This window comes from Sphingomonas sp. F9_3S_D5_B_2 (assembly GCF_054263715.1).
The window spans coordinates 569,806-592,770 of the sequence record NZ_JBSZFB010000001.1 but is presented as its reverse complement, the minus strand read 5'-3'; the positions used below and the strand labels follow the sequence as shown (position 1 = coordinate 592,770).

The window sequence follows — 22,965 nt, the reverse complement described above, 5'->3', positions numbered from 1 at the left end:
CGTTACTCGGCGGCGACGTCCGCCTCGTCCGGACCGACCATCAGCGCTTCTCCGACCTGCTCGGTGCGGCCGCGGATTGCGCCTTCGATGCGCTGCGCAACGTCGGGATTTTCCTTGAGGTAGGTCTTGGCGTTTTCGCGGCCCTGACCGATGCGCACCGAGTCATAGCTGAACCACGAGCCCGACTTCTCGATCAGGCCCGCCTTCACGCCAAGATCAAGGATCTCGCCGACCTTGGACACGCCCTCGCCGTACATGATGTCGAATTCGACCTGCTTGAACGGCGGCGCGACCTTGTTCTTCACGACCTTCACGCGGGTCGTGTTGCCGACGATATCGTCGCGATCCTTGATCTGGCCGGTGCGGCGGATGTCGAGGCGGACGGAAGCGTAGAACTTCAGCGCGTTGCCGCCGGTCGTCGTCTCGGGATTACCGTACATGACGCCGATCTTCATGCGCACCTGGTTGATGAAGATGACCGTGCACCGCGAGCGGCTGATCGAGCCGGTGAGCTTGCGCAGCGCCTGGCTCATCAGCCGCGCCTGCAGGCCGACGTGGCTATCGCCCATCTCACCCTCGATCTCGGCCCGCGGGACGAGCGCGGCAACAGAGTCGACCACGAGGACGTCGATAGCGTTCGAACGCACCAGCGTATCGACGATCTCGAGCGCCTGCTCGCCCGTGTCGGGCTGTGAGACGATCAGCTCGTCGATATTGACGCCAAGCTTTCGGGCGTAAATCGGGTCGAGCGCATGTTCAGCGTCGACGAAGGCGGCGGTTCCGCCGGTCTTCTGCGCTTCGGCAATGGCGTGAAGCGCCAGCGTGGTCTTGCCCGAACTTTCCGGGCCGTAAATCTCGATCACGCGGCCGCGCGGCAGGCCGCCGACGCCAAGCGCGATGTCGAGGCCGAGGCTGCCAGTCGAGACCGTTTCGATCTCGATCTTCTCCCGACTGCCCAGCTTCATTGCCGAGCCCTTGCCGAACGCGCGATCAATCTGGGCGAGCGCCGCTTCGAGCGCCTTCTGCCGATCCATGCTGGGGGATTCCATTCCGCTACCGATCACTTTGAGCTGTGCTGCCATGTCCCCTGTCTCCTTCGTCAATGCAAGCGGTCAATCCGCTTTCATCGGCGGCCGAGCTCCGCCTGGTGAGACGGTGCGTATCCTATTTGTTCTTGAGGAACAAGAGGAGAACATTCACGGTTGCATCTATCGTTGCGAACGGGTCGCCTACGCCCCCCGAGCGAGCGCAAGAAGCCGCACGTCGGCACCGCGCAACTCCCGCTCGGCCCTGAGACAGATCAGTATCCAGAAGGCGCCGAACGCCCATCCCCCGATCACGTCCGTCGGCCAGTGCACGCCGATCATGATGCGGCTTGCTCCAACCAGGAGCGAGATCGCCAGAGCACAGCAAATCGCGTGCCACCGCCACCTGACGAACGGTTGCACCTGAGTGACTAGCAAAGCCGCTGTGAGGTACACCATCAAGGAGCCTGCCGAGTGGCCACTGGGAAAGCCATACGTTTGCACATGGATGAGGTGGAACTGCTCGGGCGGGCGGGGCAATGAAAACAGTTTCTTCTGCACCTCGTCCAGGAAACTGCCGAACGGCGGGATCAGCACGACTGCCAGAGCCGGTATGAGCCTTTTTCTCGCCGCGAGCACAAGACCCGCAAGAGCCGGTACGAGATAGCGAATGGTCGGAGAACCGAAGGCCGTCATCGCCATGGCCATCCTCGCGAGCAGCGGATGGTCACCCGCATACAAGGCGTTGAGAACCTCCCAATCCGCCGGATCGGCATGCATGGCCAGCATTCCCGCCCAAATGATCACGCAGGTGGTGACCGTCAGCCAGTAGCCAAGACCGCTTACGGCATGGAACCTGCGCTTCTGGGCGACCCGAGGGGCAGCCAGGGCAGCCGCCGAGGCTGGCGCAGCGTCCATCATCCCCTAGCTACCTGCAATTTGGTCACGCGTGCGTATCGGATGTCCATGGCCATTCGCTGGTTGCGCGAACTTCGCGGCACTCGTCCACAAAGTATCTCAATCGACGGGATCGGGTGTCCGGCATCGCTTCGGGACGGGAGGTGCCTAGTCAACATGCTCGTCCCGTCTGAAGCGATTGCAATCAAGAGGTTACCGACTCTTGAGAACCGAAAATGTTGCGACTGCTGAATCAGCGCGCAAGACAGGGCAATGCCGACTAAGTCGTCGAAGTCGTTGAGACACTGAGCTGGAGGTTGGGAAGTGGCCAAGTTCGTGTTCGGAATGAACCAGTCGGTGGACGGTCGGATTGATCATACCGCCTTTGCCCCCGCCCCTCGGCTATTCCGTTACTTCATCGACCAAACCGGCGGTCGCGCGGGAGCGGTCTACGGTCGTGAGATGTATCAGGTCATGCGCTACTGGGACGAACATCAGGCGAATTGGACGGACGAGGAGCATGCCTTTGCGTCGGCTTGGTGCAAGATGCCCAAATGGGTGGTCTCGCGATCCCTCGAGAGAGTCGGGCCAAACGCCACGCTGGTCGCTGGCGATGGCGATCTCGAACGCGCGATGCGTGAGATCAAGGCGGCGCACGACGGTGTGATCGAAGTTGGCGGTCCGGAGCTGGCGCACAGCCTTGGCGAGCTTGGACTCGTCGACGAGTACCAAATCTACCTGCATCCGGTCGTGGTCGGCGAGGGCAAGCGGTTCTTCGCCGGAGCCCGTCCGCGGCTACGGCTGACGGGGACTGAAATGGTCGACGAGGACGTGATCAGATTGACCTACGTCCCCGCCTGAAGTCCGAAGTTGGACGCCTGACAGCTCGTCAGGCTGGGGTGACATCCCCCGCACCAGTGCCGCCGTCCTGGCCAGCTTCGGGACGTGTGTCGAAGACCTCGTCGATCAGACCGAACGCCTTCGCTTCGTCAGCTTCGAGGAACTTGTCACGGTCCATCGCCTTCTCGATCTCCTCCAGCTTCTGCCCGGTGTACTTGGCGTAGAGCTCATTGAGGCGCTGGCGCATGCGCAGGATTTCGCGGGCCTGGATTTCGATGTCCGCGGCCATGCCCTGGGCACCACCCGAGGGCTGGTGGATCATGATGCGGCTGTTCGTCAGCGCCACACGCATGCCGGGCTCGCCGGCCGCAAGCAGGAAGCTGCCCATGGACGCAGCCTGGCCAATGCACACCGTGCTCACCTTCGGGCGGATGTATTGCATGGTGTCGTGGATGGCGAGCCCGGCGGTGACCACGCCGCCCGGCGAGTTGATGTACATGAAAATGTCCTTCTTCGGGTTCTCGGACTCGAGGAAGAGCAACTGGGCGGTGATCAGCGAGGACATGTGATCCTCGATGGCGCCGGTGATGAAGACGATCCGCTCACGAAGCAGGCGCGAATAAATGTCGAAGCTTCGCTCGCCCCGGTTGGACTGCTCGATGACGATGGGCACGAGCTGCGAAACGATGTCCTGATGATCAATCACGTGAAGCGGATCCCTTTTGTATTGTCCCGCCTACATCGGCGTGAACAGCTGGGAGTTCAAGCTATGGCCGGACCTGGCCACTCCCACGAACGACGTACTTGAAAGTCGTCAATTGCTCCGGTCCGACCGGACCGCGGGCGTGGAGCTTGCCGGTGGCGATGCCGATCTCTGCTCCGAAGCCGAACTCCCCGCCATCGGCGAACTGCGTGGACGCGTTCCAGATAACGATGGCGCTGTCGACTTCGTTCAGGAAGCGCTCGGCGGCGGCAGTGTCCTCGGTAATGATTGCCTCGGTGTGGCCGGTCCCGAAGCGTGCGATGTGACCGATCGCTTGCTGGATGCCATCGACAGTTCGAACCGCCAGGACCGGCGCCAGGTATTCAGTGTGCCAATCCTCCTCGGTCGCAGCCTTCATCGGGAGGATCGCGCACGCAGCTTCGTCGCCGCGCAACTCACAGCCATCGAGGGCGTCGGCAATGATCGGGAGTAACGCAGGAGCCGCACTCCGGTCGATCAGGAGGGTCTCGGTAGCACCGCAGATGGAAACGCGGCGGAGCTTGGCGTTGTGGACGACCTCGGCCGCCATGTGCGGGTCGGCGGCACTGTGAACGTAGATGTGGCAGACGCCTTCCAGATGGCCCAGCACGGGAACACGGGCGTGCGTGCTGACCCGCTCGACTAGCGCGCGGCCGCCGCGCGGGATGATGAGGTCGAGAGCCCCGGCGAGACCGCCGAGCAGATGGTCGACCGCCTCGCGATCGGCGGTGGGTACGATCTGCACGCAGGCAGCCGGTAGGCCCGCCGCGTTGAGTCCCTCGGCAAGGGCAGAATGGATGGCCATGCTACTGCGCAACGCGTCGGAGCCGGAGCGCAAGATAATCGCGTTGCCGGAGCGGACGCAGATCGCCGCTGCGTCGGCCGTGACGTTCGGGCGGCTCTCGTAGATCATCCCGATCACCCCGATCGGAGTGCGCACCCGGGCGATATCCAGACCGTTGGGGCGCTGCCACCGGGATGTCTCCGCTCCAACAGGATCGGGAAGTGCGGCGATTTGCTCCAGCGCTACCGCAATCGCTTCGAGGCGTTGCTCGTCCAGCCGCAAACGGTCGCGGTTGCTGCTCGCCGCCGCCAAATCTTCGGCGTTCGCAACCAGGATCGGGTCTGCGCGCGAGCGAAGCGCGGCAGCCATCGCGGCAATTGCCTCGGTGCGCTGAGTAGCTGACGCGGAGCGGAGCTCCATGGCTGCGCCACGCGCCGCCTGGCCCATTCGCAGAAGCTGGCGTTCGATGGTCACAACAGCACCAGGTCGTCGCGGTGGATTAACGCGTCGCCACGACTGTACCCAAGACGCGCCGGGATGTCGCTCGCTCGAATCCCGGCGATCGCCCGTGCCTCCTCTGCGGAATAGCCGATGAGCCCACGCGCGATTTCCTGCTCATCGTGATCGGCGATCGTGACGCAATCGCCGGGGCCGAATTCCCCTTGCACGTGAGTGAGACCCGCAGCGAGGAGGCTCCGGCCGTTGTGCAACGCATCCGCGGCACCAGCGTCGATGAGAATCCGCCCAACGGGAGCAAGCGATCCTGCGATCCACTGCTTGTATGCACTTGCGGGCGTTCCAGTCGGCGGGATCGTCGTCGTCCGCGCCTGGCCCTCCAGGATGGCCGTGATAGGATGATTGCAATGACCACTGGCAATCACGGTCGCACAGCCGGCGCTGGCGGCGATCCGCGCTGCTTCCAGCTTGGTGCGCATGCCGCCCGAACCGATGCCCTGGGTGATCGCTGGACCGCCTGCGGCAAGGACTTCCGGCGTTAGTCGCTCGACGAACTCGATGTGCTCGGCGCCGGGGTGAACGCGCGGGTCGGCTGAATAAAGCCCATCGACGTCCGAGAGCAGCACGAGCAAGTCGCTGCGGACCATCTGCGCCACACGGGCGGATAGGCGATCGTTGTCGCCGTAGCGAATCTCCTCGGTGGCTACGCTGTCATTCTCATTGATGATGGGGATGGCGCGCTTGCGGAGCAGTGTTTCGATGGTGGCACGAGCGTTGAGCCACCGTCGGCGAGATTCGGTGTCCCCGAACGTCAGCAGCAACTGTGCGACCGGCGCATCGTGCGTTGCGAAAGCCTCGGCCCAGCTCTGCATCAGCAGGGGTTGCCCAGTCGCTGCCGCGGCCTGCTTCGAGTGCAGCCGTGCCGACTTGGGCAACCCAAGCTTCGCCCTCCCGAGCGCCACCGCGCCGGAGGAGACCAGCACTAGATCGACGCCTTGGGCCCGCAAGCCCGCTAGATCTTCGGCAAGTGTCGCGAGCCAGTCGCGCCGCAGTCCGTCGCTGCCGATCAGCAGCGAGGAGCCGATCTTGAAGGTGACGCGCTTGCTCTGCCGGATCAGCGCCTCGGCTGTCAGGCCGTTCGCCATCTCAGCTTCGTGCTGGCGCGGGCTGGGCGAGGTAGGCGAGCCGACGGACTTCGCGGCGGCCGCGAGTCACGGTGTCGAGGATCAAACCGGCGAAGAAGCACAGCACGGCGATGATGATGATCCCGGTGACCAGGATAGCGGTCGGAAAGCGCGGCACGAGGTGCGTGTGCAGGTAGGTCACGATCAGCGGCACGGAGAGCAGCAGTGCCACGATGACCAGGATCGCCCCGACGGCCCCGAAGAACAGCGCGGGACGCTCAACCCGGTACAGGGTGCCGATGGTCTTCAGGATGCGCCAGCCGTCTCCGAACGTGGACAGCTTGGACTCCGATCCTTGAGGCCGGGCACCATAAGCGGTCTCGACCTCGCCCACCGGCATCCTGAGCTCGAGCGCGTGGACGCTCATCTCGGTTTCGATTTCGAAGCCAGACGAGAGCACTGGGAAGCTTTTCACGAAGCGGCGGGAAAATACCCGGTAGCCCGAGAAGATGTCGCTGAAACTGCGGCCGAACAGGCCCGACAGGATGCCCGTAAACAGGCGATTTCCCAGGACATGACCGCCGCGATAGGCGTCCTTCTCCTCGTGCTTGCGGGTGCCGACGACCATGTCGAGTTGTTCGTCGAGAAGCATGTCGACCATGGCCGGGGCGGCGTTCGGATCGTAGGTCAGGTCGCCGTCGGCCATAATGTAAACGTCGGCGTCGATGTCGGCGAACATGCGCCGCACGACGTTGCCCTTGCCCTGCTGGCGTTCGGTGCGAACGACCGCGCCGGCCTTCGCTGCGATCTCGCAAGTGCGGTCACGGCTGTTGTTGTCATAGACGTAAACGGTCGCGCCAGGCAGCGCTTCACGAAAGCCCGCGACCGTAGCCGCAATCGCCGCTTCCTCATTGTAGCAGGGCAGGAGCACGGCAATGCGCGGTTGCAGCTTCGCCATCATCCCCCCTCAACCGTTCGAACAGGCCCGTCGAGTGCCTGCCCTCGCCGCCGATCCAAGGTTAAGGACAAGGCAGCCGTCTCGACAAGCTCTGGACGAGCGGGACCCTACTTCTTTTTGGCGGGCGCCTTCTTGGCGGCCTTGGCTTCCGACGGCTTCACACTGTCTTCGGCCTTCGCCTGAGCCTTGTTGGCAGGCTCGCTCTTCTTCGGCTTAGCGGGCTTTGGAGCAGCGTCGGCTTCGACGATGTCCGACTTCCTGGCCGACTTCGGCGCAGCATCGGCGCTCTCGACGATATCCGCCTTCTTGGCAGCCGGCTTGCTGCCCTTCGCGGCTCTCTTCTTGGCGGTCTTCGGCTTCACGGCGTCACCGTGATCGTGCCCGCAGCCCGGTCCATGGACGTGACCCTCTTCGGATTCCAGGTCGGCTTCGAGCTCGGCGCGCGTTGCCGTGCGGTCGCTGATCTCCGCCTTGGAGAAGAGGAAATCGACAACCTTGTCTTCGTAGAGCGGCGCGCGGAGCTGAGCAGCCGCCATTGGCTCCTGCTGGATGTAACGCAGGAACGCCTCGCGGTCCTTGCCCTGGTACTGCGAGGCAGCCTGGCCGATCAGTGCCCGCATTTCCTGCTCGTTGATCTCGACGCCGTTCGCGGCTCCGATCTCCGACAGCAGCAGGCCAAGGCGGACGCGGCGCTCGGCGATGTGGCGATAGTCGGCAGAGTCCTTCTCGATCTCGGCAAGCGAGCCTTCGGGATCTTCGTCGTGGCTGGCTTCGTGGCGAAGCTGCGACATGATGTTCTCGAACTCGGCGTCCACCATGCTTTCCGGCACTACGAAGTCGTGCCGGCTGGCAAGCTGGTCAAGCAGTTGGCGCTTCATGTGCGTGCGGGTCAGACGGTTCAGCTCCTGCGACTGCTGGTCGCGGATCAGTCCCTTCAGCTGGTCGAGACTTTCCAGACCGAGCGACTTGGCGAAGTCTTCGTCGACGCCGCGCTCGCTTGCCGTACGAACTGCCTTGATCGTCGCGGTGAACGTCGCGTCCTTGCCCTTGAGATTGTCGGACGGATAATCCTCCGGGAAGGTCACGTTAAGGTCGCGGGTCTCGCCGACGCGGGCACCGACCAGCTGGTCCTCAAAGCCGGGGATCAGCTGGCCGGAGCCAAGCTCGACCGACATGTCCTCGCCCTTGCCGCCCTCGAACGCCTTGCCGCCGACCTTGCCTTCGAAGTCGATGACGACAAGGTCGCCGTTCTCGGCCGCGTGGCCCTCGGGAGCGTCGTTCCAGTTCTTGGAAGAATTGGCGAGCTGGCGCAGCTGCTCGTCGACCTGGGAGTCGTCGACTTCGACCGTCAGGCGCTCAAGCGTGAGGTCGCCAATCTCCGCCGCGGGCACGTCGGGAAGCGCTTCGAGGCGGACCGTGACCTCGGCGTCCTTGCCGGGCTCGTAGGCTTCGTCGAGTTCGACCTGCGGCTGCAGTGCCGGGCGGATCTTCTGTTCGCTCAGGAGCTGCTGGACACCGTCCTGGACCGCGCCCTGGAGGGCCTCGCCGCGAAGAGACTCGCCGTGCATCTTGCGAATGAGGTTCGGCGGCACCTTGCCGGGCCGGAAGCCGGGCATCCGCACCTGGGGCGCAAGGCGCCTCACTTCCGTTTCCACCCGCGCCTCGATGTCCTCGGCCGGGATGGTCAGCATGAAGGCGCGCTTGAGGCCCTGGTTCTCGGTCTCGACGGTCTTGATCATCACGTTGCTAAAGTCCTGATGAAGAATTCTGTTCTGGGGCGCGAACACCATGCTCGGCAGTCCCCCGGACTGCCTGCGCGTGGTGTTGGTGCGCGCGAAGGGACTCGAACCCCCACATCTTTCGATACTGGAACCTAAATCCAGCGCGTCTACCAATTCCGCCACGCGCGCGCGGCCCGACGAAGGCGGGCGCTATAACAGGCACACGGCCCGGAGCAAGCCGCTGCGGCCAGCCGCAACTGCCGCCGCCGGCAATCGTTGGAAGGAAAAGGAGACGATCGAATGCAGCAGCTCCCACCCTTTCCCGAAGAGCCGGCCCAACCATCTCAGCCGGGACAGCCGACCGAAGCTCCGCCAGAGACACCGGTCCGCGGCCCGGACGTGGACGTACCCTCGCCGACGACCCCGGGAACAGAGCCGCCGACGACCCCGGTGTCGCCCGTCGGCTAGCGCGCGCCGCAGGCGCTCCCCGCAACTGCCTTGAGGCAAACGCCGTCCACCTCGCCGGGAGCGAGCGGCAGTCCAACTATTGCGGCGAGCGTGGGCAGGATATCGACCGTAACTGCCGGCACGTCGACCGACTTGGCCGGAAGGCCGCGCCTCCAGAACAGGATCGGCACTCGCCGGTCATTGTCCCAGGGGCTTCCGTGCGCCGTCATCGCAGCAGCGCTAGCCTTCATGCGCTAGCCGCCGTCGAGCTTCGCCCGCAGCCGTTCGTTGACGACCTGAGGATTGGCCTTGCCGGCCATCGCCTTCATGGTCTGCCCGACGAAGAAGCCGAACAGCTGTTGCTTGCCGTCGCGGTACTGCTGAACCTTGTCGACATTGGCGGTGAGAATCTTGTCGATCTCGGCGTCGATCGCACCGGTGTCGCTCGTCTGCTTGAGATTGCGGCTCTCGACGATGGATGTGGCTCCTTCGCCTGTTTCGAGCATGATCTCGAACACCTGCTTGGCGAGGCTGCCGGAGATGGTGCCGTCGGCGACCAGTCTCAGCAGTTCGCCGGCTTGGGTCGGGCTGACCGGGCTGTCCTCGATGCTCTTGCCGAGGCGATTCAGGGCGCCGAACAGCTCGGCGACCACCCAGTTCGCGGCCTGCCTTGGCTCGGCTCCTGCTTCAAGCAGCGCGTCGAACCAGCGCGCGATCTCGACTTCGGCGGTCAGGACGCTGGCGTTGTAAGGCGTGATACCCTGCCCTTCATATCGCTTGCGCTTTGCATCCGGCAGCTCCGGGAGGCTCGCGCGGCATTCCTCGACGAAGGCTTCGTCCAGCTCGAGCGGCAACAGGTCGGGATCGGGGAAATAGCGGTAGTCGTGCGCGTCTTCCTTGGACCGCAGCGACCGGGTGACGTTCTTGTCGGGATCGTAGAGGCGGGTTTCCTGGACGATCGTACCGCCGCCTTCGATCAATTCGACCTGTCGGCGCGCCTCATGCTCGATAACCGCCATGACGAAACGCACGCTGTTCACGTTCTTCGTCTCGGTCCGGGTTCCGAATTCCTCGCCGGGCTTCCTCACGCTGACGTTGACGTCGGCGCGCATCGACCCTTCTTCCATATTGCCGTCACACGAGCCGACGTAGCGCAGGATCGCTCTCAACTTCCGCAGGTAAGCCCCTGCCTCGGCGGGCGAACGCATGTCGGGCCGCGAGACGATTTCCATCAGCGCGACGCCGCAGCGGTTGAGGTCGACGTAGCTCATCGTCGGATGCTGGTCGTGCATCAGCTTACCGGCGTCCTGCTCGACGTGGATGCGCTCGATGCCGATCGTCTTGGCGCTGCTGTCGTCCTTGTCGTCGACCAGCACCTCGATCTCGCCCTCGCCGACCAGCGGGTGGTAGAGCTGGCTGATCTGATAGCCCTGCGGCAGGTCGGCGTAGAAGTAGTTCTTGCGGTCGAACCGGCTCCAGGAATTGATCTTGGCGTCGAGCGCCATGCCGGTGCGCACCGCCTGGCGGATGCATTCACGGTTCGGAACCGGGAGCATGCCCGGCATGGCCGCGTCCACGAGGCTGACCTGCGTATTCGGCTCGGCGCCGAACGCCGTGGCCGCGCCGGAGAACAGCTTCGAGGCCGTCGCCGTGATCTGCGCGTGGACCTCAAGGCCGACCACGACCTCCCAGTCCGCGGTATCGCCTTTGATGCGGAATTCACTCATGCTTCGTGGCTCTTGTCCAAGCAGTTCCAGTTCAATTCAGGCCAGACCAAGTCGGTGTCGGTGATCGCAATTGGGTCTGCCTGTTCGATGTGGCCTTTGCACATCTGAATTTGGATTCTTCCTGTGCGCTCGGCGACATGAAACTCGCTAAAATCCCAACCTGTGAAGAAGGTCTGCGATTTTTCCCCGCGATTGAACGCGAGCTGATACTTTTCACCGTCGATGGCCGAACCCACCGATGTGATGACAAGTTCAACAGAACCACGCGAAAACCGTATCCGTTCTCTATGAGTGACGGTGTCCTGGCATCCAGAAAGAGCTAAAACGGCCGCGAGCGCGGCGATCTTCACCACCACTTCTCCGGTCGCGCGGTGAACCCTGCCCGCTCTTCTATCGCCAGGCCGGCGTTGAGTACCGTCTGCTCATCGAGCTCGTTGCCGATCAGGTGCAGGCCGAGCGGCAGCCCTTGGCCGTCGAGGCCGCCGGGAACGCTCATCGCCGGGAGGCCGGCGAGGCTGGCCGGGACTGCGAACACGTCGTTGAGGTACATCGCCAGCGGATCGGTGGTCTCGCCGATGCCGAAGGCCGCGCTTGGGGCGGTCGGCGTCAGGATCACGTCGCACTGCTCGAAGGCCTCACGGAAGTCCTGCTTGATGAGGGCTCGGACCTTCTGCGCCTTGGTGAAGTAGGCATCATAGAAGCCGGCGGAGAGAACGTAGGTGCCGATCATGATGCGGCGCTTCACTTCTGCGCCGAAGCCGGCGGCACGCGTCGCGGCGTACATGTCGTCCAGCGTCTTCACGCCCTCTTCGCGCAGGCCGTAGCGAACCCCGTCGTAGCGGGCGAGGTTGGACGAGGCCTCCGCTGGCGCGATGATGTAGTAGGTCGGAAGCGCATACTTGGTGTGCGGAAGGCTGATCTCGACCGGCTCGGCGCCCGCATCCTTCAGCCATTCGATACCACGTTCCCACAATGCGTCGATCTCGCCGGGCACGCCGTCAATTCGATATTCCCTGGGAATTCCGACGCGCTTGCCCCTGAGATCGCTCGACAATCCCGCTTCCCATTTGGGCACCGGCACGTCGAGCGAGGTCGAATCCTTCGGATCGAACCCGGCCATCGCCTCGAGCAGGATCGCGCAATCGCGAACCGTCTTGGCCATCGGTCCCGCCTGATCGAGCGAGCTCGCGAAGGAGACGATGCCCCACCGCGAGCAGCGGCCGTAGGTCGGCTTGATCCCGCTGATTCCGACGAAGGCGGCAGGCTGCCGGATGGAGCCGCCGGTGTCGGTGCCGGTCACGCCCGGTGCGATGCCCGCCGCAACTGCCGCCGCCGAGCCGCCAGACGAGCCGCCGGGGGTCAAGCCAACATTGCTGCCCCCGCGCCGCCACGGACTGATGACCGGACCGTAGGTGCTGGTCTCGTTAGACGAGCCCATGGCGAACTCGTCCATGTTGAGCTTGCCGAGCATCCCCGCCCCTGCCTTGCGCAGGTTTGCGGTGACGGTGCTTTCGTAGGGCGGGCGGAAGTCCTTGAGGATGTGGCTGCCGGCCGTCGTGTCGACCCCCTTGGTGGCGAACAGGTCCTTGATGCCCAGCGGGATGCCTGCGAGCGACGGCAGATCGCCTGAGCCGCGCGCCTGATCGGCTCCATCGGCAGCAGCGAGCGCGTCTTCTGGTGTTTCGACCGTGTAGGCGTTGAGCGTCCGCGCGGCGGCCACCGCGGCGTTATAGCCTTCAGCGATCTCCCGGGCGCTGAACTCGCCCGAGCGGAAGCCGTCGCGCAACTCGGCGATCGTCTTGGCGGTTAGATCGGTCACTCGATCACCTTGGGCACTGCGAAGAAGCCATGTTGCGCTTCGGGGGCGTTGGCGAGGATGTCCTCGCGGATGTTGCCGTCGTTGAGGACGTCGTCCCGGAGCCGGAGCTTCTGGTCAATCACCGTCGCCAGCGGCTCGACGCCGTCGGTGTTCACCTCGCCGAGCTGCTCGACCCAGCCGAGGATGTTGTTGAGCTCGGGCGCGAGGCGCTCGATTTCCTCGTCGCTCATGGCGATGCGCGCCAGCTTGGCGATGTGGCGGACCTGTTCGGGGGATACGGACATTGCCGCGGCGCGATAACCGGCAGGGTATGAGGGGGCAAGCGGGTGATCGTGGCGGTGGCACGCTTGCCGGGTGCGCTCCCGCTCAATAGGGCGCGCCGCACATGTGCGCTCGCCGGTTCCTGATCGTCATCTTCGTCCTGACGCTGATCGGCGTCGCAGGAGCGTTCGCCATTTTCCAGTTCGGCGACCGCGTGCTCATCAACAGCGCCGTTCCGAAGGGGCACTTCGTCGCTCCGGCGGCAGACGGCGCTCCCGACTACACGCAACCGTCAAACTGGGTCTCGCAGCCGGGGACGAGCGGGCCGGCGACATGGCTGCCCGAAGGCGTGCAACAGGCGACCGTCGGGAACGCGGCGGTCTTCTACATTCACCCGACGACATATCTCTACACGGACCGCTGGAACGCCCCTCTCCTGCCGGGTGGCGATTCCGAGTTCCGGACGCAGCTGTTCACCCAGAGCCAGGCGAGCGCGTTCAATGGCAGCGGGCAGATTTGGGCGCCGCGCTACCGGCAGGCGGCGTTTGGTGCGTTCCTGCTCAGCAGCAGCGATGCGCAAAAGGCGCTCGATCTCGCTTATCGTGACGTGATCGCGGCGTTCGACCAGTTCCTGAAAGAGGCGGGCGACCGGCCGATCATCCTTGCTGGGCATAGCCAGGGCGCGTTGCACCTCGAGCGGCTGCTTCGGGAGAGGATCGCCGGCAAGCCCATCGCGAGTCGAGTGGTCGCTGCCTACGTCGTCGGCTGGCCAATCAGCCGCACCGCCGACCTTCCGGCGCTTGGACTTCCGGCATGCGCGGCTCCTGACCAGAGCGGGTGCATCCTGTCGTGGCTGACCTTTGGCGACCCACCCAATCCCGACCTCGTCCTGAATTCCTATCAGGGCTCCGCTGGACTGGCCGGGGGCGAACGCAATCGTGAGGACTTGCTTTGCGTCAATCCGCTGACCGGCACGCCGGACAGCGCGGCGCCCCCGCGGGACAACCCGGGAACGCTGGTGCCAACGGCCGACCTCAAGTCCGCGAACCTGCAAACCGGGCGGGTCGGCGCGCGCTGCGACAAGGGGCTGCTGATCGTCAGCGGCGACATCCCGCCGCTTGGGCCATTCGTGCTGCCCGGCAACAACTATCATGTCTACGACTATGCGCTGTTCTGGGGAGCGATCCGCCAGGACGCGCAACGGCGGCTTGCGGCGTGGCATCGCTGATCACCGCAGAAGCCGCCGAGTTCGGAGCCGCTCTTGCGGACGGCGGCAAGCTTGCGGGTCTGGACGTCGGCACCAAGACGGTCGGCGTCGCGATCTGTGACGCAGGCTGGCACTTCGCCGGGCCCGCGGAGACGATCCGCAGGACCAAGTTCACGCAGGATCTCGAGGCATTGCGCCAGATTGTAGCGCGGGAGCGGATCGCCGGAGTCGTGGTGGGCCTCCCGCTCAACATGGACGGCAGCGATTCGCCACGCACCCAGTCGGTTCGGGCCTTCGCCCGCAACCTGGCGCCGCTGGAACTGCCGGTTCTCCTCTGGGACGAGCGCTGGTCGACCCAGGCGGTGCAGCGGGCGATGATCGCCGCGGACGTCAGCCGAGCGCGGCGGGCGGAGAAAGTGGATGCGCTCGCCGCGGCGCACATTCTGCAGGGCGCAATTGACGCGCTGGCCAATCTGGGGCCGGCCCAATAAGCGCCATGCTCGTGGACCTGCTTTCCATCGATTCGCTGACTGACAGTCAGATTGGCACCATCCTCATCCGAGGGCGGCACTGGTTCGAGCAGAATCGCGCCGGCCGGGTCGGCGAGCCGCTTGCCGGGAAGCTGGTCTTCAACCTTTTCTACGAAAATTCGACGCGCACGGCGATGTCCTTCGCGACGGCGACGCACCGCCTCGGGGCTGCACCGGTGTCGCTCTCGGTGGAGCATTCGTCCGTGAAGAAGGGGGAGACGCTGGAGGACACGGCGCGGACGCTGAATGCGATGCGCCCCGACGCTCTGGTCATCCGGCATCGCGACAATGGAGCGCCGGCAAGAGTTGCACAGATCATGGACACGCCGGTGATCAACGCCGGCGACGGCACCAACGAGCACCCGACGCAGGCGCTTCTCGATGCGGCCGCGATCGAACTTCGGTTCGGGCGGATCAACGGCCTCAAGGTGGCGATCTGCGGGGACATCCGCCATAGCCGGGTGGCGCGGTCCAATGCAAAGCTGCTGCCGCGGTTAGGCGCCGAGCTGCGCCTTGCAGGGCCGCCGGAGCTGATGCCTTCCGAGCACCCGCCGATGTCCGTCGATGAGGCGATCGCAGGCGCGGACGTGGTGATGATGCTCCGCGTACAGCGGGAGCGGATGGACGACGATTTCGGCGACGGTCCGGGAGAATATCTCGCCCGTTACGGTCTTACGGCAGAGCGGCTCGCCAGCGCAGCACCGAATGCGGTTGTCATGCACCCCGGCCCGATGAACCGCGGCGTCGAGATCGCCGACGAGGTCGCCGACGATCCGCAACGGTCATTGATCACGCTTCAGGTCGAAATGGGCGTGGCAGTCCGCATGGCCTGCCTCGAGATACTGCTTGGCAGCGCGGCCTAACGCATCGCGATCTGGACGGGAGCGTCGCCGGCAAAGTTGCGGACGAAGCAGCTCCCACCTGCGCGGCGAACGGACAGGCACAGGCTCTTGGCTTCCCCAAGAGTCGTGAAGCCCTTGACCGAAAGACGGTAGACCGTCCCCTTCGGGCCATCGAAACGGGCGCTCATCGGAGTGTAGGCGCGAAGTCCGCCGAAGCGGCGCGAAGCGGCGGTCCAGGCGGCGGCAACCCGCTGCGGTGCGGCGTAGGCGCCGATCTGCACGACTGTTCCGGACTGGCCCTTGCGGGTGCCGAGGAGATGCGGAGCGACGGCTGCGTGGCGGACCTGCGGAGCCTTGCGGGCCGGTGCGTGGAACGGAGCCTTGGTGACCATCGCGGCGAACGCAGCGGGAGCCTCGGGAGAGGCCATGGCGGCCTGCGCCATCGTCATGGCAGCTTGATGGACCGGCGCTTGGGAAGCGCTGGGCTCCGGAGCAACTGCAACGGCCGGCAGCGGCGCTGGAGCGGGTTCGGAATACACGGCCTGCTCGAGCGGTGCGGGCATCGGCTGCTGGGCAAGTGCCGGTTCTTCCTCTGGAAGCGGAAGGTTCACCGCCACGCTCGCGACAGGCGCAGGCGCCGGAGCTGGAGCGGCCTGGGCGAACCGGGTGTCAGCCTGGCGCAGCGCGAGCTGAACCGGCTGGCCAGGGTCGCTGGCGGCAGGCGTTACGCCCACCAGCGCTGCGACCTGGTCGGATGCCCGGTGCGGACTTGCGAGCTGCATCCACTGATGAATGCGCGCGTCGAGCTGGTCGGCCGGAACGTCCTGGCTGGCAATGGTGCGCGCCTTCGCCCAGTCGCCCGAGAGCGCATAAGCAAGTGCGAGGTTCTGGCGGACGCGAGCATCCGCACCCACGCTCCGGGCAGCCGGTTCGAGCACGGAGACGCCGGCTTCCGGCCGACCCGCAAGCGCAAGCGCAAGGCCATAATCGGCCGCGTCGATGACGTCCCTGCCGGCGTCCAGGAAAGTCAGCGCTTCGGCAGTCTTCCCTTCCGCAATCTGCACCAAGACGAGCTTCAGGATGACACCGGGCTGGTTGGACTGGACGAACAGCGAGTCCTTGTAGGCGGCTTCCGCCGAAGCGAAGCGGCCGGAGGCGAAATAGGCGTTGCCGAGCAGCGTGCGAACGGTGGCGTCCTGCGGGGTCTTCTGGGCGGCACGTTCCGCGAGCGCGACAGCAGCAGGATAGTCGTTGGAGTTCAGAGCAGCAGCGGCGCGAAGCGCAAGGGCCACATCGCCCTTCATCGAGGTCGAGCCGGCGGTAAGCGCCCGCCCTTGCGGCGCGGCGCAGCCGACCATCATCGAGGAGACGACGAGCAGCGAAACGACAGAGCCAAAGCGGACGGGCTTGGACATGAGATTATCCCTTGCGTTTGGCCTTCTCGGCCATGGCTTCGAGTTCGGGCATGGATTGCAGAAACTGGTCGAGAGCATCGGTGACCAGCTGTTGGGCTGACCGGCCGTTGACGGCGCAGGCGAGCCGCAGCTTCAGGTGGCGGGGCGGATCGAGGCGAAGCGTGAACGCTGCCTTGGCCTTGCTCCCGGGCGCAACGCGCTCACGCGGAGCACGGCGCGGCGTCGGCGCTTGGCCTACGACGGGGGCGCGGACGACGACCGGCGCCGGCTCGAACGCCACGACCTCTGCACTCTCCTGCGGTTCCTCAGCTTCGTCATCGACGGCGAAGCGATCGGCGATCTCTGCATGCTGCGTGTGGACTGGCGACTGGACCGGAGTGAGCCCCGTCGGATGTGCAACCCGCGGATGCTCGACGACGTCGTCGCCAAAGGCATCATGCGCGACGTCGCGAGCGACTTCGGTCGGCTTGGGCGGCTCGAAGCCCATGTCGTTCCAGCCGAGATCCTCGAGACTTGCACCGCCCTGGCCGAAACCCTGGGGCCGCATGGCGGGACGGGCCGCGCCCTTGCGCGCCAGAAGTCCGGAAGAGAGTGAGGCGAAAGGCTTGGGTTCGCTAGCCACCGTCATCGTCCCCTTCACTGGCCGACGACGCGGCGGCCGAAGCCACCGACGGGACGCGGACTAGCCGTTGCATTGCCCTGGGCTGCACCCGGGGCTGCGAACACGGTTCGACGGAAGTTCTTCTCGAGACGGTCGGAGATATATTCCCAGAGTTCGACGACTTCCTTGGCGGAGCGTCCGTTGGGATCGATCTCCATCACCGTGCGGCCGTCGATCATCGAGGCGGCAAAGTCGGTGCGATGGTGGACGGTGACCGGAGCCACGGTGCCGTGCTGCGAGAGCGCGACGGCGGCTTCGTAAGTGATCTTCGCCTTGGGCGTTGCCGCATTAACGACGAAGATCAGCGGCTTGCCGGCACGGTCGCACAGATCAACGGTCGCGCCGACCGCACGAAGATCGTGCGGGCTTGGACGGGTCGGAATGACGATAAGCTCGGCGACGGCGATGACGCTCTGGATGGCCATCGTGATTGCAGGGGGCGTATCGACGACGGCGAGGCGGAAACCCTGCTGACGGAGCACCTCGAGGTCGGACGCGAGACGCGCCACGGTCGTTTGTGCGAAGGCCGGCATATCGGCCTCGCGCTCGTTCCACCAATCGGCAAGGCTGCCCTGCGGATCGATATCGATCAGGCAGACGGGGCCGGCCCCTGCCAGCTGCGCCTGCACCGCAAGATGGCCGGACAGAGTCGTCTTGCCAGACCCGCCCTTCTGCGATGCCATTGCCAGAACGCGCATGCTTTTCCCCTCGCGGTGTGACGTCAATTCAGGGGTCGAAGTGGCACCTAAGGCTCTAAAATCTGGTTAACACTGGCACGACCTTATTTGCGCGCTGCTCCGGCTCCGCTAAGCTCGGCCACGGGTGGAGGATCAGTGAATCACAGGCATTTGCTCGCAGCGGCACTGTTCGTCGGGATTGCTTTCCCGCTGAGCGCACAGTCCGTGAAAAGCGGTATCGAAGCATGGCAGCGGCAGGATTACGCCGACGCGGTAAAGATCTGGCGTCCGCTTGCGGAGAGCGGCGATCCCGACGCGCAGTTCAATCTCGCGCAGGCGTATCGCCTTGGCCGCGGCATGCCGACCAACCTCGCCGCCGCACAGACCTGGCTCGAGCGCTCGGCGCAGCAAGGCAATGTCGATGCCGAGACGACGCTGGGGCTGCTGCTGTTCCAGAGCGGCAACAGAGCGGCAGGCCTTAGGTGGCTGAAAGCGGCCGCGGAACAGAACGACCCGCCGGCGATGCTCGTCTACGGAACGGCGTTGTTCAACGGCGACACCGTCACCCAGAACAGCTCCCTTGGATTTGCCTACGTGAGCCGGGCTGCAACGCAGGGTCTCGTCGCAGCGAAGGACACGCAGGCGCAGATGGACAAGCTGCTGACACCGGCAGAGCGCAAGAAGGCACTAACGCTGATCGCGGCGGCCAAAGGCGCGACGAAGAAAACTGCACGAAAGGCGCCGGTGGAAAAGCCCGCGCCCAAGATTGCGGCGAAAACCTCTCCGGAGGAAGCAGCCGCGCCCGCGAAGGCCCCGGCCAAGACCGCTGCCGCGCCGGTCCGGCATGTTTCTGCGCCCGCTGCTGTCGCCGCTCCCCGTTCCGGTGCGTGGCGCATTCAGCTCGGCGCTTTTTCGCAGCGCAGCTCGGCGGAGGCCCTGTTCCGCAAAGTGTCAGGCAGCAGCGCACTTGGCGGCCGCTCCGCAGTCTACACGTCCGTCGGTGCGATCACGCGGCTGCAGGTCGGTCCGTTCGAGAGCCGCGCTGCGGCGGTAAGCGCTTGCCACGCACTTGCGGCGCGCGGACAGGCCTGTTTACCGGTGCCGGCGAAATAGCCTAGCGGCGGAACCAGTCGCGGCGGCGCACGCCCTGCGCCCATAGCAAGGCATCAAGGCCGTGATGCTTGAGCTCAGCGTCGGCAACCTGCGCCAGTGCCGGCTTGGCGCGGAACGCGACGCCCAGCCCCGCCTCCTCGATCATTGGTTTGTCATTCGCTCCATCGCCGACCGCGAGCACGTCCGCGGCCGAGAGGCCGAGCTGTTCGCGCACTTCGATGAGCGCGTCGCGCTTGGCAGTCGCGTCGACGATCGGGTCGCCCACCTCGCCGCTCAGCTTACCGCCAGCGAATACGAAGCGATTGGCGCGCACGCGGTCGAAGCCCACCGCCTTCGCGACCGGCTCGGCAAAGGACAGGAAACCCCCTGAGACAAGCATGCAGCGTGCACCGCCCGCCCGCATCGTCTGAACGAGGGTCTCGGCTCCGCTCGTGAAGCTCACCCTCTCCTTGAGGCAGCGGCCAAGTGCGCCTTCATCTAGCCCGGCAAGCATCCGCACCCGTTCCTTGAGCGCACCCCGGAAGTCGAGCTCGCCGCGCATCGCGCGATCGGTGATGCGCGCCACCTGCTCCTTGAGCCCAGCGTAGTCGGCGAGCTCGTCGAGGCACTCCTGGCCGATGATGGTGGAATCCATGTCGGCGACCAACAGCCGCCGCCAACGCGGCTCGTCCGCCTGGACGAACACGTCGACCTCTTCCATCCCGGCGAGCGACCAACGCGCGGACTTGAGATCGCCTTTGAACTTCAGGTCCGCTGCGTCGCCCTCGTCGATCCAGCCGCCGAACGCAGCAGCGGGATCGATCTCGCGCAGCAGCCCAAGGGCGCGGTCGATCAACCTGTCATCCAGTCGTCCCGCTGCTATCAGCGTCGCAATGGCCATCGCGTCTGCAAAACCTCCGGTCGCCCTAATTGCCGGACCGACCGCAAGCGGCAAGTCGGCACTTGCACTGGCGCTGGCCGAACGCACCGGCGGAGCGATCGTCAATGCCGATAGCGCCCAGATCTACCGGGATCTGACGGTCGTAAGCGCAGCTCCTTGCGCAGCGGAGCTCGAGCGAGCCGATCACCGGCTCTACGGGGTTCGCGATGCTGCCGATCCGTGCTCGGCGCCGGACTGGGCAGAGCTGGCGCGGAGCGAGATCGAGGACGTCCAGGCGGAGGGGCGCCTGCCGATACTTGTCGGCGGCACCGGCCTTTACATCCGGACCTTGCTTGATGGGATCGCGCCGGTTCCGGGGATCGATCCCGCGGTGCGGGCAGAGGTTCGGCAAGCGCCCCTCGAGGAGCTTCGAAGCCGGCTTGAGCAGAAAGACCCCGGAGCGGCGGCCCGGCTCAACCGGGGGGACAGAGCCCGGTCGGAGCGAGCGCTCGAAGTGGTGCTATCGACCGGACGGACGCTTCAGGAGTGGCAGTCGGCGCGAGCAGGCGGCATTCGCGACGCCATCGCGTTGCGGCCACTGATCCTGCTTTCGCCGCGTGACTGGCTCTATGCCCGCTGCGACGAGCGGTTTGCGACGATGGTCCAGCGGGGCGCGATCGCCGAAGTCGAGATGCTGCTCGCCCGCAAGCTCAACCCCAAATTGCCTGCGATGCGAGCAATCGGCGTGCCGGAGTTGGCCGCGTACATCCGCGGCGAACTGTCTCTCGAAGCGGCCATTGCCGCCGGTCAGCAGGCGACCCGCCGCTATGCCAAGCGGCAATATACCTGGTTCTCGCACCAGCCACCCCCCCATTGGCCACGCTTTCTTGAGCCGCTCGGCAGCGCGACAATGGCAGCGGCGCTGGAACTGCTGGGCACGAAAGGTTAGTCGCCGCCGATGGGCTGGCTCCGCGACGCAGACATCGATACCGCTCCGCTCGCCGGCAAGCGCGTCGCCATTGTCGGGTTCGGCAACCAGGGACGGCCACAAGCGCTGAATCTCCTCGATAGCGGCGTCGACGTCGTCGTCGGCCTGCGCGGCGGCTCCGGAAGCATGATCGCCGCCGAAGCCGATGGATTGCGAACCGCGCTGCTGGAGGATGCCGTTGCTTCAGCGGACGTGGTGATGATGCTGGCGCCCGACGAGATCCACGGCGCGCTGTACAGCGAGATCCAACCGAACCTGCGGTCGGGCGCCGCGCTGGGCTTCAGCCATGGCCTGTCCATCCGGTTCGGCTTCATCACGCCACGCGACGACCTGGACGTCTTCCTTGTCGCGCCCAAGGGACCGGGGACTGCGCTGCGGTCCCTGTATCGCGAGGGCAGAGGGATGATCGGCCTGTGGGCCGTGGCGCAGGATGCCACCGGCCATGCTCGCGAAATCGCCTTGGCATACGGTCGGACGATCGGGTGCGGGCGCACAGGGTTGATGGAGTCGAGCTTCGCGGAAGAAGCGGAGGCAGACCTGTTCAACGAGCAAGCTGTCGTTTGGGGGGCCGTTCCCGAAATCCTCACCGCCGGCTTCGAGACGCTGGTCGCGGCAGGGGTGTCGGCGGAAGTCGCTTACATGGAATGCGTCGGCGAGCTGAAGTTGATCGCCGAACTGATCGAGGCGCGGGGCATCGCCGGAATGCGCGAGGCCATTTCCAACACCGCCGAGCTTGGCGCAACGGTGGGTGGACGGCGGATCATCGACGATGGCGTTCGAGCCCGCATGGCCGAGGTGCTTCAGGAGGTCCGCGCCGGCCGCTTTGCCGACCAGCTCCGGCGTGAGGAGGAAAGCGGCTATCCGCTGCTGGAAGCCGCGCGCAGGGACGCTCGGGAAAATCCGATCGAAGAGACTTACCGGAAGCTCAGCGGCGTCGACGAGCGCTGATCAGGCGCTCGCGCCAGCGCGATCGATCGCTTCCTGAAGGACCTGCTTGGCGTCCGCGGAGTCGCCCCAATGGCCAACCCGGACCCATTTTTCGGCTTCAAGGTCCTTATAGTGAGTGAAAAAGTGCTCGACCTGCTGCCGGACGATTTCCGGGAGATCGCCGTGCGCCTCGACCTGCGAGTAATAGGGGAACACGGAGTCGACCGGCACCGTCAGCAGCTTCTCGTCCCCGCCATGCTCGTCCTCAAGGTAGAGGACGGCAATCGGGCGCGCCTTGACGACGCTGCCCGGGATGAAGGGCGAGCGCGCAACCACTAGGGCGTCCAGCGGGTCGCCATCCGGTGAAAGGGTGTGCGGGATGAATCCGTAGTTGGCCGGATAGCGCATTGGCGTGTGCAGAATGCGGTCGACGAACAGGGCGCCCGACGTCTTGTCGAATTCGTACTTCACCGGCTCGCCGCCGACGGGCACTTCGATGATGACGTTGATGCTGTTCGGCGGATCGTCGCCGATGGGGATGAGGTCGATGTTCATGGCTAGTTGGCGGCGCTCCTAAACGCGGTCAGGCCCAAGAACAATGCGCCAATGCTGACCGCGACCGAACTGACGATGTAGCCGGCGGCAAGCGCATAGCTGTGCCGCTCCACCAGCAAGGCGGTGTCGAGCGAGAAGGCCGAGAAGGTCGTAAAGCCGCCGAGCACGCCCGTGGTTAGGAAGAGGCGCAGGTTCTGGGAGAGGCCTGGCCGGAACGCGAAATAGCCGGCGACCAGCCCCATGAGGAAGGAGCCGATGACGTTGACTAGAAAGGTGCCGGACGGAAATTGGGTGGAGAACAGCCGCGCTGAAGTGAGGTTGATCGCGTGGCGCAGCGCGCCGCCAATGCCGGCTCCGAGAAAGACGACGAGGTAAGGCACTCGCTCGGCC

General features: G+C 65.2%; 26 protein-coding genes and 1 tRNA gene. 8 read left to right on the top strand and 19 right to left on the bottom strand.

Annotated features, from left to right (window positions below; genetic code table 11):
• Positions 1–2: 2 nt before the first annotated feature.
• The gene (recA, locus tag ACUXST_RS02815; RefSeq protein WP_458388423.1) at positions 3–1,082 is read right to left on the bottom strand and encodes a recombinase RecA; all 1,080 of its coding nucleotides are present in this window, start codon (positions 1,080–1,082) and stop codon (positions 3–5) included.
• A gap of 147 nt (positions 1,083–1,229) precedes the next feature.
• Complete coding sequence (locus tag ACUXST_RS02810; RefSeq protein WP_458388422.1) at positions 1,230–1,943, bottom strand: phosphatase PAP2 family protein; 714 nt, start codon at positions 1,941–1,943, stop codon at positions 1,230–1,232.
• A gap of 303 nt (positions 1,944–2,246) precedes the next feature.
• Here ACUXST_RS02810 and ACUXST_RS02805 point away from each other — a divergent pair, with 303 nt between their 5' ends.
• On the top strand, positions 2,247–2,783 hold the full coding sequence (locus tag ACUXST_RS02805) for a dihydrofolate reductase family protein (RefSeq protein ID WP_458388421.1): 537 nt from the start codon (positions 2,247–2,249) through the stop codon (positions 2,781–2,783).
• Between the two features lie 28 nt (positions 2,784–2,811).
• Here the strand turns inward: ACUXST_RS02805 and clpP are convergent, their stop codons facing one another.
• The 6 genes from clpP to ACUXST_RS02775 all read right to left on the bottom strand — a co-directional run bounded on the left by clpP (position 2,812) and on the right by ACUXST_RS02775 (position 8,736).
• A complete protein-coding gene (gene clpP, locus ACUXST_RS02800) occupies positions 2,812–3,468 on the bottom strand; it encodes an ATP-dependent Clp endopeptidase proteolytic subunit ClpP (RefSeq protein ID WP_458388420.1) in 657 nt (218 codons plus the stop codon).
• Positions 3,469–3,529: 61 nt separating this feature from the next.
• Positions 3,530–4,762, bottom strand: coding sequence for a glutamate-5-semialdehyde dehydrogenase (locus ACUXST_RS02795; protein ID WP_458388419.1), 1,233 nt, complete (start codon positions 4,760–4,762; stop codon positions 3,530–3,532).
• Entirely contained in the window at positions 4,759–5,889 is a 1,131-nt protein-coding gene (gene proB, locus ACUXST_RS02790; protein ID WP_458388418.1) for a glutamate 5-kinase, read from the bottom strand. The genes ACUXST_RS02795 and proB overlap by 4 nt, the downstream gene beginning before the upstream one ends.
• A gap of 1 nt (position 5,890) precedes the next feature.
• On the bottom strand, positions 5,891–6,829 hold the full coding sequence (locus tag ACUXST_RS02785) for a glycosyltransferase family 2 protein (RefSeq protein ID WP_458388417.1): 939 nt from the start codon (positions 6,827–6,829) through the stop codon (positions 5,891–5,893).
• Positions 6,830–6,933: 104 nt separating this feature from the next.
• Positions 6,934–8,562 carry a trigger factor gene (tig, locus tag ACUXST_RS02780; protein WP_458389001.1) on the bottom strand — a complete coding sequence of 543 codons (1,629 nt, stop codon included), beginning with the start codon at positions 8,560–8,562 and terminating at the stop codon, positions 6,934–6,936.
• A gap of 89 nt (positions 8,563–8,651) precedes the next feature.
• A tRNA-Leu gene (locus ACUXST_RS02775) sits at positions 8,652–8,736 on the bottom strand.
• Between the two features lie 111 nt (positions 8,737–8,847).
• On the opposite strand from ACUXST_RS02775, the gene ACUXST_RS02770 reads away from it, so the two are divergent.
• Positions 8,848–9,015 (top strand): hypothetical protein, encoded by a 168-nt coding sequence (locus ACUXST_RS02770; protein ID WP_458388416.1) that lies wholly within the window; start codon positions 8,848–8,850, stop codon positions 9,013–9,015.
• Here ACUXST_RS02770 and ACUXST_RS02765 read toward each other — a convergent pair.
• The 5 genes from ACUXST_RS02765 to gatC are packed head-to-tail and all read right to left on the bottom strand — an operon-like array spanning position 9,012 to position 12,824.
• Positions 9,012–9,245 carry a hypothetical protein gene (locus tag ACUXST_RS02765; RefSeq protein WP_458388415.1) on the bottom strand — a complete coding sequence of 78 codons (234 nt, stop codon included), beginning with the start codon at positions 9,243–9,245 and terminating at the stop codon, positions 9,012–9,014. The genes ACUXST_RS02770 and ACUXST_RS02765 overlap by 4 nt on opposite strands.
• Before the next feature lie 3 nt (positions 9,246–9,248).
• The gene (gatB, locus tag ACUXST_RS02760; protein ID WP_458388414.1) at positions 9,249–10,721 is read right to left on the bottom strand and encodes an Asp-tRNA(Asn)/Glu-tRNA(Gln) amidotransferase subunit GatB; all 1,473 of its coding nucleotides are present in this window, start codon (positions 10,719–10,721) and stop codon (positions 9,249–9,251) included.
• Positions 10,718–11,074, bottom strand: coding sequence for a hypothetical protein (locus ACUXST_RS02755; RefSeq protein ID WP_458388413.1), 357 nt, complete (start codon positions 11,072–11,074; stop codon positions 10,718–10,720). The genes gatB and ACUXST_RS02755 overlap by 4 nt, the downstream gene beginning before the upstream one ends.
• Complete coding sequence (gene gatA / locus ACUXST_RS02750; RefSeq protein ID WP_458388412.1) at positions 11,068–12,540, bottom strand: Asp-tRNA(Asn)/Glu-tRNA(Gln) amidotransferase subunit GatA; 1,473 nt, start codon at positions 12,538–12,540, stop codon at positions 11,068–11,070. The genes ACUXST_RS02755 and gatA overlap by 7 nt, the downstream gene beginning before the upstream one ends.
• A complete protein-coding gene (gatC, locus tag ACUXST_RS02745; RefSeq protein ID WP_458388411.1) occupies positions 12,537–12,824 on the bottom strand; it encodes an Asp-tRNA(Asn)/Glu-tRNA(Gln) amidotransferase subunit GatC in 288 nt (95 codons plus the stop codon). The genes gatA and gatC overlap by 4 nt, the downstream gene beginning before the upstream one ends.
• A gap of 101 nt (positions 12,825–12,925) precedes the next feature.
• Here gatC and ACUXST_RS02740 point away from each other — a divergent pair, with 101 nt between their 5' ends.
• The 3 genes from ACUXST_RS02740 to ACUXST_RS02730 are packed head-to-tail and all read left to right on the top strand — an operon-like array spanning position 12,926 to position 15,401.
• Entirely contained in the window at positions 12,926–14,029 is a 1,104-nt protein-coding gene (locus ACUXST_RS02740; RefSeq protein ID WP_458388410.1) for a DUF3089 domain-containing protein, read from the top strand.
• Positions 14,026–14,499: a Holliday junction resolvase RuvX gene (gene ruvX / locus ACUXST_RS02735; RefSeq protein WP_458389000.1), complete on the top strand. Its 474-nt coding sequence runs from the start codon at positions 14,026–14,028 to the stop codon at positions 14,497–14,499. Before ACUXST_RS02740 ends, ruvX begins: the two co-directional genes overlap by 4 nt.
• Before the next feature lie 5 nt (positions 14,500–14,504).
• Positions 14,505–15,401, top strand: coding sequence for an aspartate carbamoyltransferase catalytic subunit (locus ACUXST_RS02730; RefSeq protein ID WP_458388409.1), 897 nt, complete (start codon positions 14,505–14,507; stop codon positions 15,399–15,401).
• Here the strand turns inward: ACUXST_RS02730 and ACUXST_RS02725 are convergent.
• From ACUXST_RS02725 to ACUXST_RS02715, 3 genes are read right to left on the bottom strand one after another with little or no spacing between them, the layout of a single operon-like run.
• Positions 15,398–16,795, bottom strand: a complete 1,398-nt coding sequence (locus ACUXST_RS02725; RefSeq protein WP_458388408.1) for an SPOR domain-containing protein — start codon at positions 16,793–16,795, stop codon at positions 15,398–15,400. The two genes, ACUXST_RS02730 and ACUXST_RS02725, sit on opposite strands and share 4 nt — an antisense overlap.
• A 4-nt stretch (positions 16,796–16,799) precedes the next feature.
• Complete coding sequence (locus tag ACUXST_RS02720) at positions 16,800–17,423, bottom strand: hypothetical protein (RefSeq protein WP_458388407.1); 624 nt, start codon at positions 17,421–17,423, stop codon at positions 16,800–16,802.
• A gap of 8 nt (positions 17,424–17,431) precedes the next feature.
• Entirely contained in the window at positions 17,432–18,154 is a 723-nt protein-coding gene (locus tag ACUXST_RS02715) for an AAA family ATPase (RefSeq protein WP_458388406.1), read from the bottom strand.
• Between the two features lie 135 nt (positions 18,155–18,289).
• Here ACUXST_RS02715 and ACUXST_RS02710 point away from each other — a divergent pair, with 135 nt between their 5' ends.
• The gene (locus ACUXST_RS02710; RefSeq protein WP_458388405.1) at positions 18,290–19,246 is read left to right on the top strand and encodes an SPOR domain-containing protein; all 957 of its coding nucleotides are present in this window, start codon (positions 18,290–18,292) and stop codon (positions 19,244–19,246) included.
• Between the two features lies 1 nt (position 19,247).
• Here the strand turns inward: ACUXST_RS02710 and serB are convergent, their stop codons facing one another.
• Complete coding sequence (gene serB / locus ACUXST_RS02705) at positions 19,248–20,126, bottom strand: phosphoserine phosphatase SerB (RefSeq protein WP_458388404.1); 879 nt, start codon at positions 20,124–20,126, stop codon at positions 19,248–19,250.
• On the opposite strand from serB, the gene miaA reads away from it, so the two are divergent.
• Both miaA and ilvC read left to right on the top strand, forming a co-directional pair.
• The gene (miaA, locus tag ACUXST_RS02700; protein ID WP_458388403.1) at positions 20,119–21,054 is read left to right on the top strand and encodes a tRNA (adenosine(37)-N6)-dimethylallyltransferase MiaA; all 936 of its coding nucleotides are present in this window, start codon (positions 20,119–20,121) and stop codon (positions 21,052–21,054) included. The two genes, serB and miaA, sit on opposite strands and share 8 nt — an antisense overlap.
• A 9-nt stretch (positions 21,055–21,063) precedes the next feature.
• Positions 21,064–22,041: a ketol-acid reductoisomerase gene (gene ilvC / locus ACUXST_RS02695; RefSeq protein WP_458388402.1), complete on the top strand. Its 978-nt coding sequence runs from the start codon at positions 21,064–21,066 to the stop codon at positions 22,039–22,041.
• On the opposite strand, the gene ppa is transcribed toward ilvC, so the two are convergent.
• Positions 22,042–22,575, bottom strand: coding sequence for an inorganic diphosphatase (gene ppa, locus ACUXST_RS02690; RefSeq protein WP_458388401.1), 534 nt, complete (start codon positions 22,573–22,575; stop codon positions 22,042–22,044).
• A gap of 2 nt (positions 22,576–22,577) precedes the next feature.
• The gene (gene crcB / locus ACUXST_RS02685; RefSeq protein WP_458388400.1) at positions 22,578–22,955 is read right to left on the bottom strand and encodes a fluoride efflux transporter CrcB; all 378 of its coding nucleotides are present in this window, start codon (positions 22,953–22,955) and stop codon (positions 22,578–22,580) included.
• Positions 22,956–22,965 lie beyond the last annotated feature (10 nt).

Excerpts from the sequence above, each read along its gene's own strand:
- recA (WP_458388423.1), bottom strand. The coding sequence starts at position 1,082 with ATGGCAGCACAGCTCAAAGTGATCGGTAGCGGAATGGAATCCCCCAGC.
- ACUXST_RS02810 (WP_458388422.1), bottom strand. The coding sequence starts at position 1,943 with ATGGACGCTGCGCCAGCCTCGGCGGCTGCCCTGGCTGCCCCTCGGGTC.
- proB (WP_458388418.1), bottom strand. The coding sequence starts at position 5,889 with ATGGCGAACGGCCTGACAGCCGAGGCGCTGATCCGGCAGAGCAAGCGC.
- ACUXST_RS02785 (WP_458388417.1), bottom strand. The coding sequence starts at position 6,829 with ATGATGGCGAAGCTGCAACCGCGCATTGCCGTGCTCCTGCCCTGCTAC.
- ACUXST_RS02770 (WP_458388416.1), top strand. The coding sequence starts at position 8,848 with ATGCAGCAGCTCCCACCCTTTCCCGAAGAGCCGGCCCAACCATCTCAG.
- ACUXST_RS02765 (WP_458388415.1), bottom strand. The coding sequence starts at position 9,245 with ATGAAGGCTAGCGCTGCTGCGATGACGGCGCACGGAAGCCCCTGGGAC.
- gatB (WP_458388414.1), bottom strand. The coding sequence starts at position 10,721 with ATGAGTGAATTCCGCATCAAAGGCGATACCGCGGACTGGGAGGTCGTG.
- gatC (WP_458388411.1), bottom strand. The coding sequence starts at position 12,824 with ATGTCCGTATCCCCCGAACAGGTCCGCCACATCGCCAAGCTGGCGCGC.
- ACUXST_RS02740 (WP_458388410.1), top strand. The coding sequence starts at position 12,926 with ATGTGCGCTCGCCGGTTCCTGATCGTCATCTTCGTCCTGACGCTGATC.
- ACUXST_RS02730 (WP_458388409.1), top strand. The coding sequence starts at position 14,505 with ATGCTCGTGGACCTGCTTTCCATCGATTCGCTGACTGACAGTCAGATT.
- ACUXST_RS02725 (WP_458388408.1), bottom strand. The coding sequence starts at position 16,795 with ATGTCCAAGCCCGTCCGCTTTGGCTCTGTCGTTTCGCTGCTCGTCGTC.
- ACUXST_RS02720 (WP_458388407.1), bottom strand. The coding sequence starts at position 17,423 with ATGACGGTGGCTAGCGAACCCAAGCCTTTCGCCTCACTCTCTTCCGGA.
- ACUXST_RS02715 (WP_458388406.1), bottom strand. The coding sequence starts at position 18,154 with ATGCGCGTTCTGGCAATGGCATCGCAGAAGGGCGGGTCTGGCAAGACG.
- miaA (WP_458388403.1), top strand. The coding sequence starts at position 20,119 with ATGGCCATCGCGTCTGCAAAACCTCCGGTCGCCCTAATTGCCGGACCG.
- serB (WP_458388404.1), bottom strand. The coding sequence starts at position 20,126 with ATGGCCATTGCGACGCTGATAGCAGCGGGACGACTGGATGACAGGTTG.
- ilvC (WP_458388402.1), top strand. The coding sequence starts at position 21,064 with ATGGGCTGGCTCCGCGACGCAGACATCGATACCGCTCCGCTCGCCGGC.
- ppa (WP_458388401.1), bottom strand. The coding sequence starts at position 22,575 with ATGAACATCGACCTCATCCCCATCGGCGACGATCCGCCGAACAGCATC.